We start from the raw sequence: 15,984 nt of genomic DNA, 5'->3' as shown, positions 1-15,984 counted from the left end.
GACCGTGCTGTTCGTGCGGCCTCGCGTGCCGGGGGCCGGCCGCCGGGAGCGACACCACGATTCGGTTACCGGGATCACCCGGTTCCAGTCGGGGGAGGCAGTCAATTGTTATTGCTTTGCGGACGTTGTCTGACGGTTGTGGTTTAGGGTTGCCAGAGATAAAAGCTGCGAAGTAGGAGGAGACGGAGGCCGTGCGGAACGCCGGAGCGTCGATCGACCCGCCGACGGATCCCTTCGAGGCGATACCCAAGCCCTCACGTCCCGTCCCACCGGGCGCTCGCGGCCCCAGCGGTGTGAAACCCCAGGGAGGATCGCGACTTCCTCCGGGCGTCTCACCCGACATCTTCGGCTCCTCGGGTTTCGGCTCTCCCGCCGGGCCCGCCGGCCCCGCGGGGGGATCGCCCGGGCTGCCGCCCGCGGCCCAGCCGTCGCAGCCCTGGCAGATGCCCGCCCCGCCTGAGCGCGCCCTTCCGCAGCGCTCCCTCCGTGACGAGCCCGGGCTCATGCCCGGCGGTGGCGGCGGCTCCCCGCAACTCGAACCCCTCCGCTACGAGGAGCCGCTTCCGCGCCGCCGCCGGAGCCGGACGCTCGTCCTCGTCGTCGTGACCGTCCTGCTGCTCGCGGGCCTCGCCTACGCGATCCCCGCGGTCGTCATGTCGGGCAAGATGCTCCCCGGCACCCGGGTCCAGAACATCGACATCGGCGGGCTGACCGCGACGGAGGCGGCCGACAAGCTCAGGGCGCAGCTGGCGGACAAGGCCTCCCGCGAGATGACGCTTCTGGCCGCGGGCAAGAAATACGACATCGACCCCGACAAGGCCGGGCTGGAGTTCGACGTCGTCGCCACCATCGACCAGGCGCCCAGTGACTTCCCCTCACCCATGGAGGTCTGGCGGGCGCTCACCGGCACCCTCCTGCTGGAGCCTCAGATCTCGGTCGACTCCGATCTTCTGGAGAGCGCGGTCAAGTCCCTGGCCAAGAAGATCGATGTCAAGGTCCGCGAGGGCAAGGTGACGTTCGAAGGCGTCAAGCCGGTCGTCGTGACGCCCCAGGACGGCCGCATCCTGGAGCAGGAGGCCGCCGGCGGCGCCATCAGGAAGGCGTTCCTCGGCCCCGAGGCCGAGGTCCGGCTGCCGGTTTCGGTGATCAAGCCCAAGGTCACGGCGGATGTGGTCAAGAAGGCCGCGGCCGACGCGGACAAGGCCCTGTCCGGTCCCGTCACCCTGACATACGCGGGCAAGCAGGCCCGGTTGCCGGTCGAGACCCTCGCCGCGCACCTGTCCTTCGAGCCTGACGACTCCGGTGGCATGAGCCCGTCGTTCGACGCCAGAAGCGCCATCGCGACCGTGGAGAAGAACCTCGTCGACCCGTCCCTGGCCCCCCGCGAACCCACCTTCCAGATCGTCGCCGGAAAGCCCAAGCTGATTCCCGGGCACAAGGGCAAGGGCATCGACGACAAGAAGCTCGCGGGCGACGTGGCCGAGATGGTCACCCAGGGCGGCAGCCGGACCATCCCGGTCACCCTCGCGACCGTCCAGCCGCGGATCTCCGAGGCCGAGGCCCGCGGGCTCGGCATCAAGGAGAAGGTCAGCGAGTTCACCACGCCGTACGACTGCTGCCTTCCCCGGGTGACCAACATCCAGACGATCGCCAAGCTCCTCGACGGCTACCTGGTCAAGCCCGGCGAGACCTTCTCGCTCAACGGCGTCATCGGCCAGCGCGACACGGCCCGCGGCTTCGTCCCGGCCCCGATGATCCAGGGCGGCCGGCTGATCGACTCGGTCGGCGGCGGCATCTCCCAGTTCGTCACCACCATGTACAACGCCGTCTACTTCGGTGGTTTCGAGGACGTCCAGCACGTGGCGCACGAGTTCTACATCTCCCGCTACCCGGCCGGCCGCGAGTCCACGGTCTCCTGGCCCGAGCCCGACTTCCGCTGGAAGAACGACTCCAAGTACGGCGTGCTGGTGAAGACCTCCTTCTCAAGCAGTTCGGTCACGGTCGCCTTCTGGAGCACCAAGCGCTACGACATCACGTCGGTCCCCTCCGAGCGCTACAACATCACCCCGTTCAAGAGCGAGACCGACAGCAGCCCCAGCTGCATCGCCATGGTCGGTCAGCCGGGCTTCACGATCGACGTCTGGCGCGTCTTCGCGCAGGGTGGCAAGGAGATCAAGCGGGTCAAGGAGACCACGGTCTACCGTCCGGAGACGGACCTGAAGTGCGTGCCCGCCGCCACCACCCCCGCCGACACCGCCGACACCGCAGACATCCCCGGCGCGGTGGACGCCTCCGATGACGGCGACACCGCGGACACCGTCGTCGATCAGTAGACCCGCCTCCGCGCCAGGATGATCTCGTGGATGGCGCGGCTGGATAATGCAGGCATGAAGATCTGGGTCCCCTCCAAAGCCGCCGTCGATGTGCTGAGCGATCTGCCCGATGTGGAGTGCGCCGTCTACGACGGCACGGAAGCCGTACCGCGAGGAGCGGAGGAGGTCGAGGTCTGGGTCCCGCCGCTGCTCCCGGTGGCGCGGCTCCCGGAGCTGCTCGCCCGGATGCCCCGGCTGCGGCTGCTGCAGACGGTCACGGCCGGTGTCGACCTCTACCGGCCTCATCTGCCGGAGGGCGTGACGCTGTGCAACGCGCGAGGGGTGCATGACGCGGGCACCGCGGAGTGGGCGGTGGGAGCCATGATCGCCGTGCTGCGGGAGTTCCCGGGGTTCGCCGCCGCGCAGCGGGACGGTGAGTGGACCTACCACCACACCGGCGTGCTGGCCGACTCCACGGTGCTGATCATCGGCTACGGCTCGATCGGCGAGGCCCTGGAACGGCGGCTGGACGGTTTCGAGGTGAACGTCGTCCGGGTGGCCAGGACCGCGCGGGCGAACGTGCACGGCCAGGACGAGCTGCCGGAGTTGCTGCCCAGGGCGGACGTGGTGGTGTTGCTGGTCCCGTCCACCCCCTCCACCGTCGGCCTCGTGGACGCGGACTTCCTGTCGGCGATGAAGGACGGCGCCGTCCTGGTGAACGCGGCCAGGGGAACGGTCGTGGACACCGACGCGCTCGTCGCCGAACTGGGGAAAGGCCGGATCCTGGCCGCGCTCGACGTCACCGATCCCGAGCCGCTGCCCTCGGGCCATCCTCTCTGGACGGCGCCGGGAGTTTTCATCACTCCGCATGTCGCGGGCAGCAGTCCGGCCTCGGAAAGGCGCATGCTGAAGCTGCTCCGCTCGCAGCTCCTGCGCTACCTCGCGGGGGAGGCGCTGAAGAATGTGATCACGGATTCCTACTGACCAGCAAAGGAATCCGGACCGTGGCTACCTCGTGACCTGGGGTGCGTACGGTCGATAACTGCGATCGTTATCGTCCGCGTGGTTATCAGATCGGTGACGACTATGGCGTTGTCACCACTCAGACCGGCGGAACGGCACACACTGACCATGTGGCGTTGCGGGCGCGGAGGATGATGCGTCGGCAACGGCAACGCGAGCGCAGCGAATAAAGGGATGCTGCAGCAGCGAGACGAATCGACACCGATGGGCAGACGACATTGATCCGCTGGCGTGACCCCCGGGTACCGCTGACCGCCGCCGCCGGCATCGGTGCGGTGGGGCTCGTCGCCGCGTTTGTCAGCGGCGCTTCCGCCGTGGTCGTCGGGGCGGTGGCGGGCTTCATCGCCGCCACGACCGCCGCGATCTCGTTGTTCACCGCGGCGACCAGGGTGGCCGACCGGCGCAGGGCGATGGCCTGGCGATGGCTGGCGGGTGGCTCGCTCACCTGGCTGGTCGGGATCGGCGTGCGGCCGCTCGCGGACGGCACGCCCTTCGTGGTGACCTTCGCCGACCTGATGCTTCTCGTGGGCACGGCCATGATCGCCGTCGGCACCGCCCTCTGCGCCACCCGGCCCGCGTACGGGCACGCGCTGCTGCGTGACCTCGCCGACGGCTACGTGTGCGCCGCCTCGGTCTTCGTGATCACCTGGGTGCTTCTACTGGCCCCGGTCTACGGCGAGGCCGGCGACGCGGGCGACTTCGCGGTCACCTTCGCCTCGCCGCTGTTCTGCCTGATCCTCACGTGTGTCGTCGGTCCAGCGGTGGTGCCGATCCGGAGATCCGCCTGGCCGGTGGGGCTGGCCGCGCTGGCCGTGCTCGCCGCCATCACGATCGCCGAGATGGCCACCGCGCTGACCAGGGTGAGCGATGCCGCGCCCTCGCTCACCTGGGTGTGGCTGGCCCCCGCGGCCTTCCTGCTGCTCGCGGCGGTCCCGTGGAGCGACCGCACGGCGCGGGTGGCGGACTCGGAGGAGGGCGACGACGAACCGGGCACGCTGTCCGTCCGCGAGAGCACGTCCTCGTTGATCGCGTCGGTGCCGCTGCTCCTTGTCGTCGTGGCCACGGGCGTGGTGCTCTTCCGCGTGATCGAGGGCAGGATGCAGGGGCCGGTGCAGGTCCTGGCCGCGGTGTCCGCGTCGATCGTCGGGCTCCTGGCGGTGCGCCTGTTCCTGATGCTGGTGGAGACCGGCCGGATGCGGCGCCTGGTCGACCTCGGAGAGCGGCAGCTGCACGATCTCGCCGAGAGCACCGGGGACGTGGTCCTGATGTGCGACTACGACGGCGTCGTGCGGGAGATCGGCGAAGGTGTCGAGACCACGTACGGCTACCGCCCCGAGGATCTGATCGGCGGGAAGATCTTCGACTACATCCACCCCGAGGACGTGCCCGGCATCCAGGTGGCGCTGCGCGCGATGAGCCTGGACGAGGAGCCGGCCCCTGGGCCGGGCACCTGCATGGTCGCCTGCCGGGTCAGGGCGTCCGACGGCACCTGGCGGCCCACCGAGTCGGTGGCCACCCGGCATGTGCGCGGCGAGGAACTGCTGCTGATCACCACGCGCGACATCAGCGACCAGGAGGCCCTGCGCAACCAGGTCGCCCACCTGACCTTCCACGACGGCGTCACGGGACTGCCCAACCGGGCCTACTTCGAAGAACGCACCCGGGAGGTGCTGGTCCGTCCCGGCGCGAGCAGCGCCGTCGTCGTCTTCCTGGACCTGGACGGCTTCACGGCGGTGAACGACTCGGTCGGCCACGCCAGCGGCGACTACCTGCTCGGCCAGGCGGCTCGCAGGCTCCGCGCCACGGTGCGGGCCGACGACACCCTGGCGCGCTGGGGCGGTGACGAGTTCGCGGTGCTGCTGGAGTCGGCGGTGGACGCCCAGACGGCGGTGGACCTGGCCGAGCGGCTGGTCCGTACGGTCTCGTCCGAGCCGTTCCGGGTGGCGGACCGTGACATCGCGCTGACCGCGAGCGTCGGAGTGGCCTTCGCCGACGACGACGTGTCCTCCGCGGACCTGATCCGCAACGCCGACGTGGCGATGGCCAGGGCCAAGGAGCTGGGCGGGCGCCGGGTCGAGGTGTTCGCCGCGCACATGCACGCCGACGTGGTGCGCCGCCTGGAGCTCGCCGCCGACCTGCAGCGGGCGCTGCTGGAGAACCAGTTCGCGATCGAGTACCAGCCGGTGGTGGACCTGGCCACCTCGCGCGTCACCGCGGTCGAGGCGTTGGTCCGCTGGGTGCGGGGAGGCACGTTCGTGCCGCCGGAGCAGTTCCTCGGCCCGGCCGAGGACACCGGCCTGATCGTGCCGCTCAGCGAGTGGATCCTGCGTGAGGCCTGCCGGGAGGTGGCCGCCTGGCGCACCTCCTCCTGGGACATCGGGCTCTCGCTCAATCTGTCGTCCCGGCAGATCATGGCGCCGCGTTTTGTGGAGACCGTGGAGTCGGCGCTCACGGAGAGCGGCCTGCCGCCCAGCGCACTGACCCTCGAGGTCATCGAGGAGATGCTGGTCGAGGACGCCGAGGAGACCATCACCCGGCTTTCGGAGCTGCGCAGGCTCGGCGTACGACTGGCCATCGACGACTTCGGCACCGGCTACGCCTCGCTGGCCCTGCTGCGGCAGCTCCCGGTGGACATGATCAAAATTGATCCGTCGTTCGTGTCCGGTCTCGGCGGCGACGAGACCCTCACGTTGCTGACCCGGACGATCGTGCGGCTCGGTCACGACCTGGGTCTGATCGTGGTCGCCGAGGGCATCGAGCGGCCGGAGCAGCTGGAGCTGCTGCGGGAGATGGGCTGCACCCGCGGCCAGGGCTTCCTGGTCGCGCGGCCGATGGCCGCGCGCGGCGTCGACGCCCTGATGTGTACCAGCCTCTCCAGCCTGCACAGCGGCGTCTGACGACGTCCATCCGTCCGCCCGGGTGATCCGTCCGCCCGGAACCCGACGGTTCGTGCCAGACTCGTCCGGATTGGGAAGTTGGGGACCGGGGGAGGCTCGGGAACCAGGGGACCTGGGGGCCTGTCACCTCCGCTTTCTCATATGGGACAGGCTTTCGCGCCCATATCTGGTATCTCGGACTCTGAGATATGTGTCCCATGAATTTGACGTGGAGACGCTCCGTCGGCCAAGGTAGAGGCATGCAGCATCACCGTGGGATTCTCGTAGTACTTCGCCGGCGCGCAGGCCGATAACGCGAAGCACTACGACCTGCGCGCCGCCCCAGCTCCGCCTCCCAAGGCGGAATGGGGCATTTTTTATGTCGTCAAGCATGCTCAGCCACAAGGAACGAGCCGATGACCGAACAGATGACAGGAGCCCAGGCCCTCGTGAGGGCGCTGGAGCAGGTCGGGGTCGATACCGTGTTCGGGATCCCGGGCGGTGCCATCCTCCCGGCCTACGACCCTCTCTACGACTCGGCCAAGGTCCGGCACGTGCTTGTACGGCACGAGCAGGGCGCCGGCCACGCGGCCCAGGGATACGCGCAGGCCACCGGCAAGGTCGGGGTCTGCATGGCGACCAGCGGTCCCGGCGCGACCAACCTTGTCACCCCCATCTCCGACGCCTACATGGACTCGGTCCCGATGGTCGCGATCACCGGTCAGGTGGTCAGCAGCTCCATCGGCACGGATGCCTTCCAGGAAGCCGACATCTCCGGCATCACCATGCCGATCACCAAGCACAACTTCCTGATCACCGACCCCGAGGACATCCCCAGGACGATCATGGAGGCCTTCCACATCGCCTCGACCGGACGTCCGGGGCCGGTGCTGGTCGACATCTCCAAGGACGCGCTCACGTCCACCATGAACTTCCAGTGGCCTCCGGTGATGCAGCTGCCGGGCTACCGCCCGGTGACCCGGCCGCACTCCAAGCAGATCCGCGAGGCGGCCAAGCTCATCATCGAGGCCAAGCGGCCGGTGCTCTACGTCGGCGGCGGCGTGCATCGGGCGGGTGCGTCGGCGGAGCTGCTGGAGTTCGCAGAGCTGATGGACATCCCCGTCGTCACCACCCTGATGGCGCGCGGCACCTTCCCTGACAGCCATCCGCAGCACATGGGCATGCCCGGCATGCACGGCTCGGTGTCCGCGGTCGGCGCGCTGCAGAAGTCGGATCTGCTCATCGCGCTCGGCGTCCGCTTCGACGACCGCGTCACCGGCCAGCTGTCCACCTTCGCCCCGCATGCCAAGGTCATCCACGCCGACATCGACCCGGCTGAGATCTCCAAGAACCGGTACGCGGACGTCCCGATCGTGGGCGACTGCAAGGAGGTTCTCACCGACCTCCTCACGGCGGTGCGCGGCGACGGCCGCAAGGGCGACTACACCGAATGGTGGAAGGCACTCAACGCCTACAAGCAGACCTACCCGCTGGGCTATGACAACTTCGAGGACGGCTCCCTCGCCCCGCAGTACGTCATGGAGCGGTTGAGCGAGCTCGTCGGTCCCGACGCCATCTACACCGCCGGCGTCGGCCAGCACCAGATGTGGGCCGCCCAGTTCATCGGCTACGAGAACCCGGGCACCTTCATCAACTCCGGGGGAGCTGGCACGATGGGCTTCGCCCTCCCCGCCGCGATGGGCGCCAAGATGGGCCGCCCCGACAGCGTGGTCTGGGCCATCGACGGCGACGGCTGCTTCCAGATGACCAACCAGGAGCTGGCCACCTGCACCATCGAGGGTGTGCCGATCAAGGTCGCGATCATCAACAACGGTAACCTCGGCATGATCCGGCAGTGGCAGAGGCTGTTCTACAACGAGCGTTTCTCCAACAGCGACCTGCAGACGGCCCAGCGGATTCCGGACTTCGTGAAGCTGGCCGAGGCATACGGTTGTGTCGGTCTCCGGTGCGAGCGTCCCGAGGACGTGGACGCGACCATCCAGAAGGCGATGGAGATCAACGACGTGCCGGTCGTGATCGACTTCGTCGTGCACCAGGACGCCATGGTCTGGCCGATGGTCGCGGCGGGGACGAGCAACGACGACATCAAGTTCGCGCGCGACATGGCGCCGGTCTGGGACGGCGAGGACTAGGCGTGAGCGAGCGAAGCGAGCGGACAGACAGGCACAGCGGCCCGGCGCACGCGCGGGCGGGCCGCCGGTTGAGGGAGAAGTCATGAGCAGGCACACGCTCTCCGTGCTGGTGGAGAACAAGCCCGGCGTGCTCGCGCGCGTCGCGTCGCTGTTCAGCCGCCGCGGGTTCAACATCGACTCGCTGGCTGTCGGGCCGACCGAGCACGAGGACATCTCACGGATGACCATCGTGGTCAGCGTCGCCGACCTGCCTCTGGAGCAGGTCACGAAGCAGCTCAACAAGCTGGTCAACGTGCTGAAGATCGTGGAGCTCGACCCGGTGCAGTCGGTGCAGCGCGAACTCACCCTGATCAAGGTGCGTGCCGACGCCGAGAACCGTTCGAGCGTCCTGGAATTGGTCACCCTGTTCCGTGCCCGCTGCGTCGACGTCGCCTCGGACGCGGTGACCATCGAGGTCACCGGCACGCCGGACAAGCTGCAGGCCTTCATCAAGGTCCTGGAGCCGTACGGCATCAAAGAACTGGTTCAGTCGGGCATGGTGGCCATCGGCCGCGGCGCCCGTTCCATCACCGATCGTTCTCTGCGGGCCCTCGACCGGACCGCGTGAGTCGCATAGGAAACCCGAAAGGTTAAGCAAGTGACTGAGATCTTCTACGACGACCAGGCCGACCTGTCGATCATTCAGGGCCGGCACGTGGCCGTCCTGGGCTACGGCAGCCAGGGTCACGCCCACGCGCTCTCCCTGCGCGACTCCGGGGTGGACGTCCGGGTCGGTCTGCCCGAGGGCTCCAAGAGCCGCGAGAAGGCCGAGGCCGACGGCCTGCGCGTGCTCTCCCCCGGGGAGGCCGTCGAAGAGGCCGACCTGACCATGATCTTGGCGCCGGACCACATCCAGCGTCACCTTTACGCCGACCACGTGGCTCCGAACCTGGTCGAGGGCGACGCCCTCTTCTTCGGTCACGGCCTCAACATCCGCTACGGCCTCATCGAGGCCCCCGAGGGTGTGGACGTGGCCATGGTCGCGCCCAAGGGTCCCGGTCACCTCGTCCGCCGCCAGTACACCGCGGGCCGCGGCGTGCCGGTGCTCGTCGCCGTGGAGAAGGACGCCAGCGGCAGCGCCTGGGACCTCGCCCTCTCCTACGCCAAGGGCATCGGCGGCACCCGCGCCGGCGCGCTGAAGACGACCTTCACCGAGGAGACCGAGACCGACCTCTTCGGCGAGCAGGTAGTCCTCTGCGGTGGCCTGGCCGAGCTGATCAAGACCGGGTTCGAGACCCTGGTCGAGGCCGGCTACCAGCCCGAGGTCGCCTACTTCGAGTGCCTGCACGAGATGAAGCTGATCGTCGACCTCATGTACGAGGGCGGCATCCACAAGATGAACTGGTCGATCTCCGACACCGCCGAGTACGGCGGCTACACCCGTGGCCCGCGCATCGTGACGGCGGAGACCAAGAAGGAGATGCAGCGCATTCTCGCCGAGATCCAGTCCGGCGAGTTCGCGAAGGAGCTGGTGGAGGAGTTCGACGGCGGCCAGAAGAAGTTCACCGCCTACCGCGCCGAGCTCGCCGAGCACCCGATCGAGAAGACCGGTGCCAAGCTCCGCCCGATGATGAGCTGGCTGAAGTAGCGGAACTCACCGCGAGCCGATCCGGGCACCTCGATGTGCCCGGCGCTCCGCGCGGTGTCCCAACGTGTACGGCCCGCGCCCCCGCGAAGGTTCACTTCGCGGGGGCGCGGGCCGTCCGGGCTCAGCGCTTGGCGAAGACCAGAGTCCAGTAGGGGACCTTCTGGGCGTTGTAGGCGAGGCCCGCCCCGGCGTGGGTGTAGGCGCAGTTCAGAATGTTCTCCCGTTGAGTGGGGACGTCGTCCTCCTTCATCCATTCATCGACCACCTTGTTCGGGGTGGGAAAGCCCCACGCGGCGTTCTCCCCCCAGACCGACATCGGCGCGAAGCCGCTCGCCCTGATGCGACCGAGTGCGTTCTCGTGGTCAGGGGCGTTGGTGGCGGCCATGTGTTTCGAGTTGTTCTGGGCGACCGAGTGCAGTTGTACGTCGTGCGTGAGCGGACCGCAGCCTTTCGTCTGTCGCGTGAGGTTGGCCAGCCGCACCACCTCGGCCTCTTCCTTGCTTGAGGGCCACTGGGCGGCCGAAGCGGGTTTGAGGGCCGTGCCGGCGCTGGGCGTCGGTGTTGGCGTGGGCGTCGGTGTGGGAGTCAGCGTGGGAGTAGGGGCGTCCGTCGTGCAGGACAGCCGGACGGGCTTGGAGCTGTCCTCGTTGCCTTTGCGGTCGGTGGCGGCGGTGTAGTAGACGCCGGGAGCGCACCGCAGGTTCGCGATGCCCCACCCGTTGGCTCTCCTCTGGGCTGCGCTCTTGACGACCGTGTCGGTCCCTGCCACTGCGCGTTTGATGTGGATGCGGAGCAGCGCGGTGTCGTCACAGCCCAGGCGGGAGGCGGAGGCTTGGATGGTTCCGGCGGCGGTGACACGGGGTTTGGCGGCGTGCACCTGGCACGCGGCCTGCGGGGCTGCCGCGGCGTGGGCCGTGGCGATCGGTGTGCCGAGTGCCGTCAGGCCCCCGAGGCACAGCAGTGCCCCTAGCGGTCTACGCATGTCGGTTCCTCCGGATTTGGTTGGACGCTGGTTGGATCTCGCATTCTGTAGATATAGATCGCTCTTACTGTGGAACGCCGGGCGTTGCTGTGATTTCCGGGTAAACCAAAGTGCTTCAAGTGGTGCACAGGAGAGGCTGCGTTGGGTCAACGCTCCACGGGCTTCGGCCAGGGGCACCCGAGCTCGGAGACGTTCACACGATGAACCGGTCGCGGCGCTCCACGGGCCTCAGCCAGAAGCACTCAGGGAACGTCGATCGGGAGCGTTCGAGCTCGGAGCCCTTCACGAGCCGGACGGGGCCGGGACGGACGGGGCCACCTCGTACGGCGACGCCCCCGCGACGGTCATCCGTCACGGGGGCGTCGCCGTACTCTCCGCCGTCTCCCGGGGGGAAGGCCGGGGTTTACCTGGCGGCGAAGTCCTGGGTCCAGTAGATCTTGTACCCCTGGGTGCCCTTGGCCAGGCCGACACCGATGAGCGTGAACTTGCAGTTCATGATGTTGGCCTTGTGGCCCGCGCTGTTCATCCAGCCGGTCATCACGGAGGCAGGGGTCGTCTGTCCCGCGGCGATGTTCTCCGCCCAGCCGGACCCACCGGTGAAGCCGGCCGCCCGGATGCGGGCCATGAAGTCACGGCCGTCCTTGGAGGTGTGGCTGAAGTAGTTCTGGGCCGCCATGTCGGCCGAGTGGTCGAAGGCGGCCTTGCGGAGCTGCGCGTCGTGCTTGAGCGGCTGGCAGCCGCCCTTCGCCCGCTCCATGTTGACCAGCCGCAGGACCTCGTTCTCCTCGGCCGTTCCGACCCCGGGGGTCGTCGGGGTCGTGGGGGTCGTGCTGACCGTGGGGGTGGGTTTGGGGGTCGCCGCGGGGGCGGCGGTGGTCGTGGGGGTTGGGGCCGGGGTGCTCGTGGGGGTGCAGGACGCCAGCCGGACGGGCTTGGACGTGCTCGTGTGGCCCCGGTAGTCGGTGGCGGTGGCGTAGTAGACGCCGGGCGCACACCCCAGCTTCACGGTGACTCGCCCGTTGGAGCCCTTCCTGGCCGCGCTCTTGACGATCGGGTCGGTCCCGGCCACCGCGCGTTTGATGCGGATGCGGACCAATGCGTTGTTGCCACAGCCCAGCCGGGCGGCGGATGCCTGGATCTTTCCGGCGGCTGTGACGTAGGGCTTGGCGGCGTACACCCGGCACGCGACCTGCGGGGCACCTGCTGCGGCTTGGGCGGTGGCGATCGGCGTGCTGAGCGCCACCAGACTCCCGAGACACAGCAGTGCCCCTAGCGGTCTACGCATGTCGGTTCCTCCAGATTGATTAGACGCTGGATGGATTCCGCATTCTGTCGGCATAGACCGCTGTTGTCACGAAATTTCAGACATTAATGTGGGTTTCAGGTAAACCAGAGTGGTCCCAGAGGCGTCGGGGGTATCATCGGCCGGTCATCGACCGGTCAGCACTGCGCGGGCTTCAGCCAGGAGCACTCGATCTCGGGGGCGTCCGCCGGGGCCTTCCTGAGCTGGATGTTCATCACGTCGGCGGGTGCGGTCCTGCTGAACTGGGCGAGGCGAATGGCGATCTTGTCCTCGATGTCCTTCGGGGAGGCGGACAGATACTGGTTGAGCAGCACGGAGAAGACCAGCGGCTCGTTGTCCGCGCTGGTCACGTAGCCGGACAGGGCCGAGATGCCGGTCAGGGAACCGGTCTTGCCCCGGACGTTCCCGGCGGCGGGGGTGCCGGCCATCCGGCTCCGCAGCGTGCCGCCGACCATCCGGTCCGGCTCGCCCGCGATCGGCAGCGAGCCGTACCAGGTGGAGAACCAGGGCTTGGACCGCAGCGCGATCAGCAGGTCCGTGATGCCGCCCGGGGTGAGTCCCTCTCCCCGGGACAGGCCCGAGCCGTCCCGCATGCGCAGCGAGGGCATGCCGTTGGCGTGGGCGAAGGAGGTGGCGGCGGCGAGCCCGGCGCCCCAGGTCCCGGTTCCGGAGACCTTGCGGCCGACCGACTTGATCAGGATCTCCGCGTGCATGTTGTTGCTGAGCTTCATGAACGGGATGAGGAGCTCGCTCAGCGGCATCGACTGGTGGGAGGCCACGGTGGCCGCGATCTGCGGGGTCGCGTCACGAGTGGTGGAGCCCATCACGCGCACGCCGTGATTGGTCAGTGCCTTGCGGAAGAGAGAGACGGCGTAGCCGGTGGGGTCGTTCACGGTGACCCACTCGTCGTAGCCGCCCGCGACGGTCCCCGTGATCAGAACGGTGTTGGTTCCGTGCTGCCGTTCGATCGACACGCTGGTCGTGGTTCCGGTGGTCGCTTTGTTGACGATGTTCAGGTAGTCGGTCTCGGGGGTGGTGGACACCTTGACGGGCTTGCCGGCGGCGGATCCGGGGGCGACCGAGACGATCACGCTGCCGGCGTCGTAGTCCGTGTCGGGGGAGGCGGTCAGCGCGGAGATCTGCGCCGAGTAGTAGTACGGCTCGTCGTCCCAGGCCCAGTCGGTGCCCAGCGGCACCGAGTCGAACCAGGTGTCGTCGGCGACCAGCTTGCCGGCGACCGTCTTGATCCCCGCGTCGGCGACGCGGGCGGCCAGCGCGTCGTAGTCGGCGGCGAGCATGGTCGGGTCGCCGGTGCCCTTGAGGTACAGGTCGCCGGCGAGGGTGGATCCGGCCTTGCGACCGGTGGACAGCACGCTCGTGGTGAAGCGGAAGTCCAGGCCGAGGGAGTCGATCGCGGTGGCGGAGGTCAGCAGCTTGGCGTTGGAACCGGGGGTGAGGACCTTGCCCGCGTCCTGGCCGTAGAGCTGTTCGCCGGAGACGGCGCTCTTGACGACCACCCCCGCCTGGGCCGGGGTCAGCCGCGCGTCGCTGAGGATCTGGTCGAGGTCTTTGACCAGGTCGGTGACGCCGGACGTGGGTTCGAGGGCGCTCGCCGGGGCGGAGCTCCAGGTGAGACAGGCGAGCAGGAGGACCGAGATTGTCGCTCTTCGCGAAGGCCGCAAAGCTTCTCCAAAGTGGGTAGGGGATCTGCGATGATCATGCTGGAGGATCACAAATCTCGCAGCAATACGGAAATATCCGTATCTTTCTGGGTCTACCGAGCGATCGCTTGCTGCGATTGAATGGGTCATGATCAAACCGGCGCTCGCTCCCGCCGTCGTCACCGTCCCCCGCAGCGTGCGCATCGGCTACGGTGTCGGCTCAGTCTGCACCGCGACGTTCACCACGGTCCCGGGATTGCTGCTGCTGTTCTACATGACCAACATTCTGGCCATCCCCGCCTGGATCGCCGGCATCGTGGTCTTCCTCCCCAAGGTCTGGGACATCTTCATCAATCCCTGGGTGGGCCAGCGCTCCGACCGGACGGTCTCCCGTCTCGGCGCGCGCCGTCCCTGGATGCTCCTGGGCGCGCTCACCTTCCCCGCGATGTTCGCCCTCACCTTCGCCGGCCCGCCGCTCACCGGCACGTCCGCCGCGCTGTACGTCGGTCTCTTCTACTTCCTCACCGCGACGGCCTACGCCTTCTACGAGGTGCCCTACAAGGCGATGGGCACCGAGATGGCCGAGGACTACCACGAGCGCTCGTCGATCCTCCAGTGGAAGATGGTCTTCGTCGGCCTCGCGGTCCTGCTGTCCGGGGCCCTCGCGCCGGTGATCGCGGGCGACGATGCCTCCGGCTACCGGATGATGGGCCTGGTCATCGGGGCCGCGCTGCTCGCCTCGATGCTCGCCGCCTTCTTCGGTACGACCCGCGCCCCGACGGTCGTACGGGCCACGGCCGAGCCGTCGATCAGGGCCCAGTTCGCCGCGGCGCGCTCCAGCAGGCCGTTCATGGTGCTGCTCGGCCTGAGCTGCGCGCAGATGTTCGCCGCCGGAACCATGCTGGCCGGAACGCCGTACCTGGCCACCTACATCCTGCACGAGCCCTCGGCCACCACCACGCTCCTGCTGTGCATCGTCGGTCCGCTGCTGGTCACGATGCCGCTCTGGGTGTGGCTGTCCAGGCGCTACGAGAAGCGCGGGGCGATGATCCTCGGATCGGTGCTGTTCCTGGCGGGCGCGATCGGGATGGCCTTCTCCGGTCAGTTGGGTTCGGCGTACGCGCACCTTTGCGTGCTCGTCATCGGCTTCGGCTATGCCGGGTGGCAGATGCTGCAGTTCTCGATGCTGTCGGACGTGATCGTCCACGACGCGACGGTCACCGGCAGGCAGCGGGCCGGGGTGTTCACCGGGCTCTGGACGGCTGCCGAGACCGTGTTCTTCGCGCTCGGCGCGCTGGTGCTCAGCTGGCTGCTCGGCGTGGCCGGGTTCGTCGAGTCCGATCCCTCCGCGCCGGTGGCGCAGCCCGACTCGGCGATCACGGCCGCGCTGTACGGCGCGACGCTGCTGCCCGCGCTCGTCGTCGTGGCCAGCATCGTGCTGACGGCGCGCTACCCCCTGACGGCGGAGAAGCTCGGATCGGAGAAGCTCAGATCAGCTGAGGTGTGATCACCAGGAAGCCGCAGTCGCCGAAGGAGATGACGTCGCCCGGTCGGACCCTCGCCGGTCCGACCAGGCGCCAGTCGTTCAGCCGGGTGCCGTTGAGCGAGCCGAGGTCGATGAGGATCCAGTCCTCCTCGTCGCGGCGGAGCTCGGCGTGCACCCGCGAGACGGTCAGGTCGGCGAGGACCAGGTCGCAGGCGGAGCCGCGGCCCACCACGTAACGGGTGCGGCCGTCGCCGGGCAGCGCCAGCCTGGGCAGTCTGGGGCGTCGCCAGGCGGATTCCACACGCTTGGTGAAATCGGAGGCCGAGGAGACGACCTCGGTGACCATGCGCCGGAACCGGCCGCGTTGCGGGAGATCGGCGACCAGGTTGTCGAGCTCGCCCTGGTTGCGTGCGCGAAGCGCCATGTCGACGCGGCCGAGGAACGTGTCGTGTGACAGATGCCCCTCGACGGCGCGGTCACGGAGCTCATTGATCGCACGGTCGCGATCCCCGTCGGACGCGCGGGACGGAGGATGCGTCGAGCTCATCCTCTGAGTATCAG

The 15,984-nt window shown here is 68.5% G+C and carries 11 protein-coding genes; 7 read left to right on the top strand and 4 right to left on the bottom strand.

Features of this window, described 5'->3' with window-relative positions; all coding sequences use genetic code 11:
• The first annotated feature begins 191 nt into the window (after window positions 1-191).
• From CHC08_RS18000 to ilvC, 6 genes are all read left to right on the top strand, one after another.
• Entirely contained in the window at window positions 192-2,333 is a 2,142-nt protein-coding gene (locus CHC08_RS18000; RefSeq protein WP_089208458.1) for a VanW family protein, read from the top strand.
• Between the two features lie 54 nt (window positions 2,334-2,387).
• Window positions 2,388-3,296, top strand: coding sequence for a 2-hydroxyacid dehydrogenase (locus tag CHC08_RS17995; RefSeq protein WP_089208457.1), 909 nt, complete (start codon window positions 2,388-2,390; stop codon window positions 3,294-3,296).
• A 257-nt stretch (window positions 3,297-3,553) separates the two neighbouring features.
• Window positions 3,554-6,232, top strand: a complete 2,679-nt coding sequence (locus CHC08_RS17990; RefSeq protein ID WP_245878390.1) for a putative bifunctional diguanylate cyclase/phosphodiesterase — start codon at window positions 3,554-3,556, stop codon at window positions 6,230-6,232.
• A 344-nt stretch (window positions 6,233-6,576) separates the two neighbouring features.
• On the top strand, window positions 6,577-8,364 hold the full coding sequence (locus tag CHC08_RS17985) for an acetolactate synthase large subunit (RefSeq protein WP_089208456.1): 1,788 nt from the start codon (window positions 6,577-6,579) through the stop codon (window positions 8,362-8,364).
• Window positions 8,365-8,446: 82 nt separating this feature from the next.
• Window positions 8,447-8,971: an acetolactate synthase small subunit gene (gene ilvN / locus CHC08_RS17980; RefSeq protein WP_089208455.1), complete on the top strand. Its 525-nt coding sequence runs from the start codon at window positions 8,447-8,449 to the stop codon at window positions 8,969-8,971.
• 39 nt (window positions 8,972-9,010) lie between these two features.
• On the top strand, window positions 9,011-9,991 hold the full coding sequence (gene ilvC / locus CHC08_RS17975; RefSeq protein ID WP_089208547.1) for a ketol-acid reductoisomerase: 981 nt from the start codon (window positions 9,011-9,013) through the stop codon (window positions 9,989-9,991).
• Window positions 9,992-10,112: 121 nt separating this feature from the next.
• Here the strand turns inward: ilvC and CHC08_RS17970 are convergent, their stop codons facing one another.
• From CHC08_RS17970 to dacB, 3 genes are all read right to left on the bottom strand, one after another.
• Window positions 10,113-10,973, bottom strand: coding sequence for a CAP domain-containing protein (locus CHC08_RS17970; RefSeq protein ID WP_089208454.1), 861 nt, complete (start codon window positions 10,971-10,973; stop codon window positions 10,113-10,115).
• Window positions 10,974-11,376: 403 nt separating this feature from the next.
• Entirely contained in the window at window positions 11,377-12,258 is an 882-nt protein-coding gene (locus tag CHC08_RS51540; protein ID WP_143653258.1) for a CAP domain-containing protein, read from the bottom strand.
• A 155-nt stretch (window positions 12,259-12,413) separates the two neighbouring features.
• A complete protein-coding gene (gene dacB / locus CHC08_RS17960) occupies window positions 12,414-13,958 on the bottom strand; it encodes a D-alanyl-D-alanine carboxypeptidase/D-alanyl-D-alanine endopeptidase (protein WP_089208452.1) in 1,545 nt (514 codons plus the stop codon).
• Window positions 13,959-14,085: 127 nt separating this feature from the next.
• Between dacB and CHC08_RS17955 the strand changes: the two genes are divergently transcribed.
• A complete protein-coding gene (locus CHC08_RS17955) occupies window positions 14,086-15,444 on the top strand; it encodes an MFS transporter (protein WP_089208451.1) in 1,359 nt (452 codons plus the stop codon).
• Here the strand turns inward: CHC08_RS17955 and CHC08_RS17950 are convergent.
• The gene (locus tag CHC08_RS17950; RefSeq protein ID WP_089208450.1) at window positions 15,425-15,970 is read right to left on the bottom strand and encodes a DUF1707 and FHA domain-containing protein; all 546 of its coding nucleotides are present in this window, start codon (window positions 15,968-15,970) and stop codon (window positions 15,425-15,427) included. The two genes, CHC08_RS17955 and CHC08_RS17950, sit on opposite strands and share 20 nt — an antisense overlap.
• Window positions 15,971-15,984 lie beyond the last annotated feature (14 nt).

The organism is Streptosporangium subroseum (assembly GCF_900188345.1).
Classification (GTDB): domain Bacteria; phylum Actinomycetota; class Actinomycetes; order Streptosporangiales; family Streptosporangiaceae; genus Streptosporangium; species Streptosporangium subroseum.
This window is presented reverse-complemented; position numbering and strand designations above follow the sequence as displayed.

Bases quoted from the DNA above. Each gene is read 5' to 3' on its own strand.
- CHC08_RS17995 (WP_089208457.1), top strand. From the start codon at position 2,388: ATGAAGATCTGGGTCCCCTCCAAAGCCGCCGTCGATGTGCTGAGCGAT.
- CHC08_RS17985 (WP_089208456.1), top strand. From the start codon at position 6,577: ATGGGGCATTTTTTATGTCGTCAAGCATGCTCAGCCACAAGGAACGAG.
- ilvN (WP_089208455.1), top strand. From the start codon at position 8,447: ATGAGCAGGCACACGCTCTCCGTGCTGGTGGAGAACAAGCCCGGCGTG.
- CHC08_RS17970 (WP_089208454.1), bottom strand. From the start codon at position 10,973: ATGCGTAGACCGCTAGGGGCACTGCTGTGCCTCGGGGGCCTGACGGCA.
- CHC08_RS51540 (WP_143653258.1), bottom strand. From the start codon at position 12,258: ATGCGTAGACCGCTAGGGGCACTGCTGTGTCTCGGGAGTCTGGTGGCG.
- CHC08_RS17955 (WP_089208451.1), top strand. From the start codon at position 14,086: ATGATCAAACCGGCGCTCGCTCCCGCCGTCGTCACCGTCCCCCGCAGC.
- CHC08_RS17950 (WP_089208450.1), bottom strand. From the start codon at position 15,970: ATGAGCTCGACGCATCCTCCGTCCCGCGCGTCCGACGGGGATCGCGAC.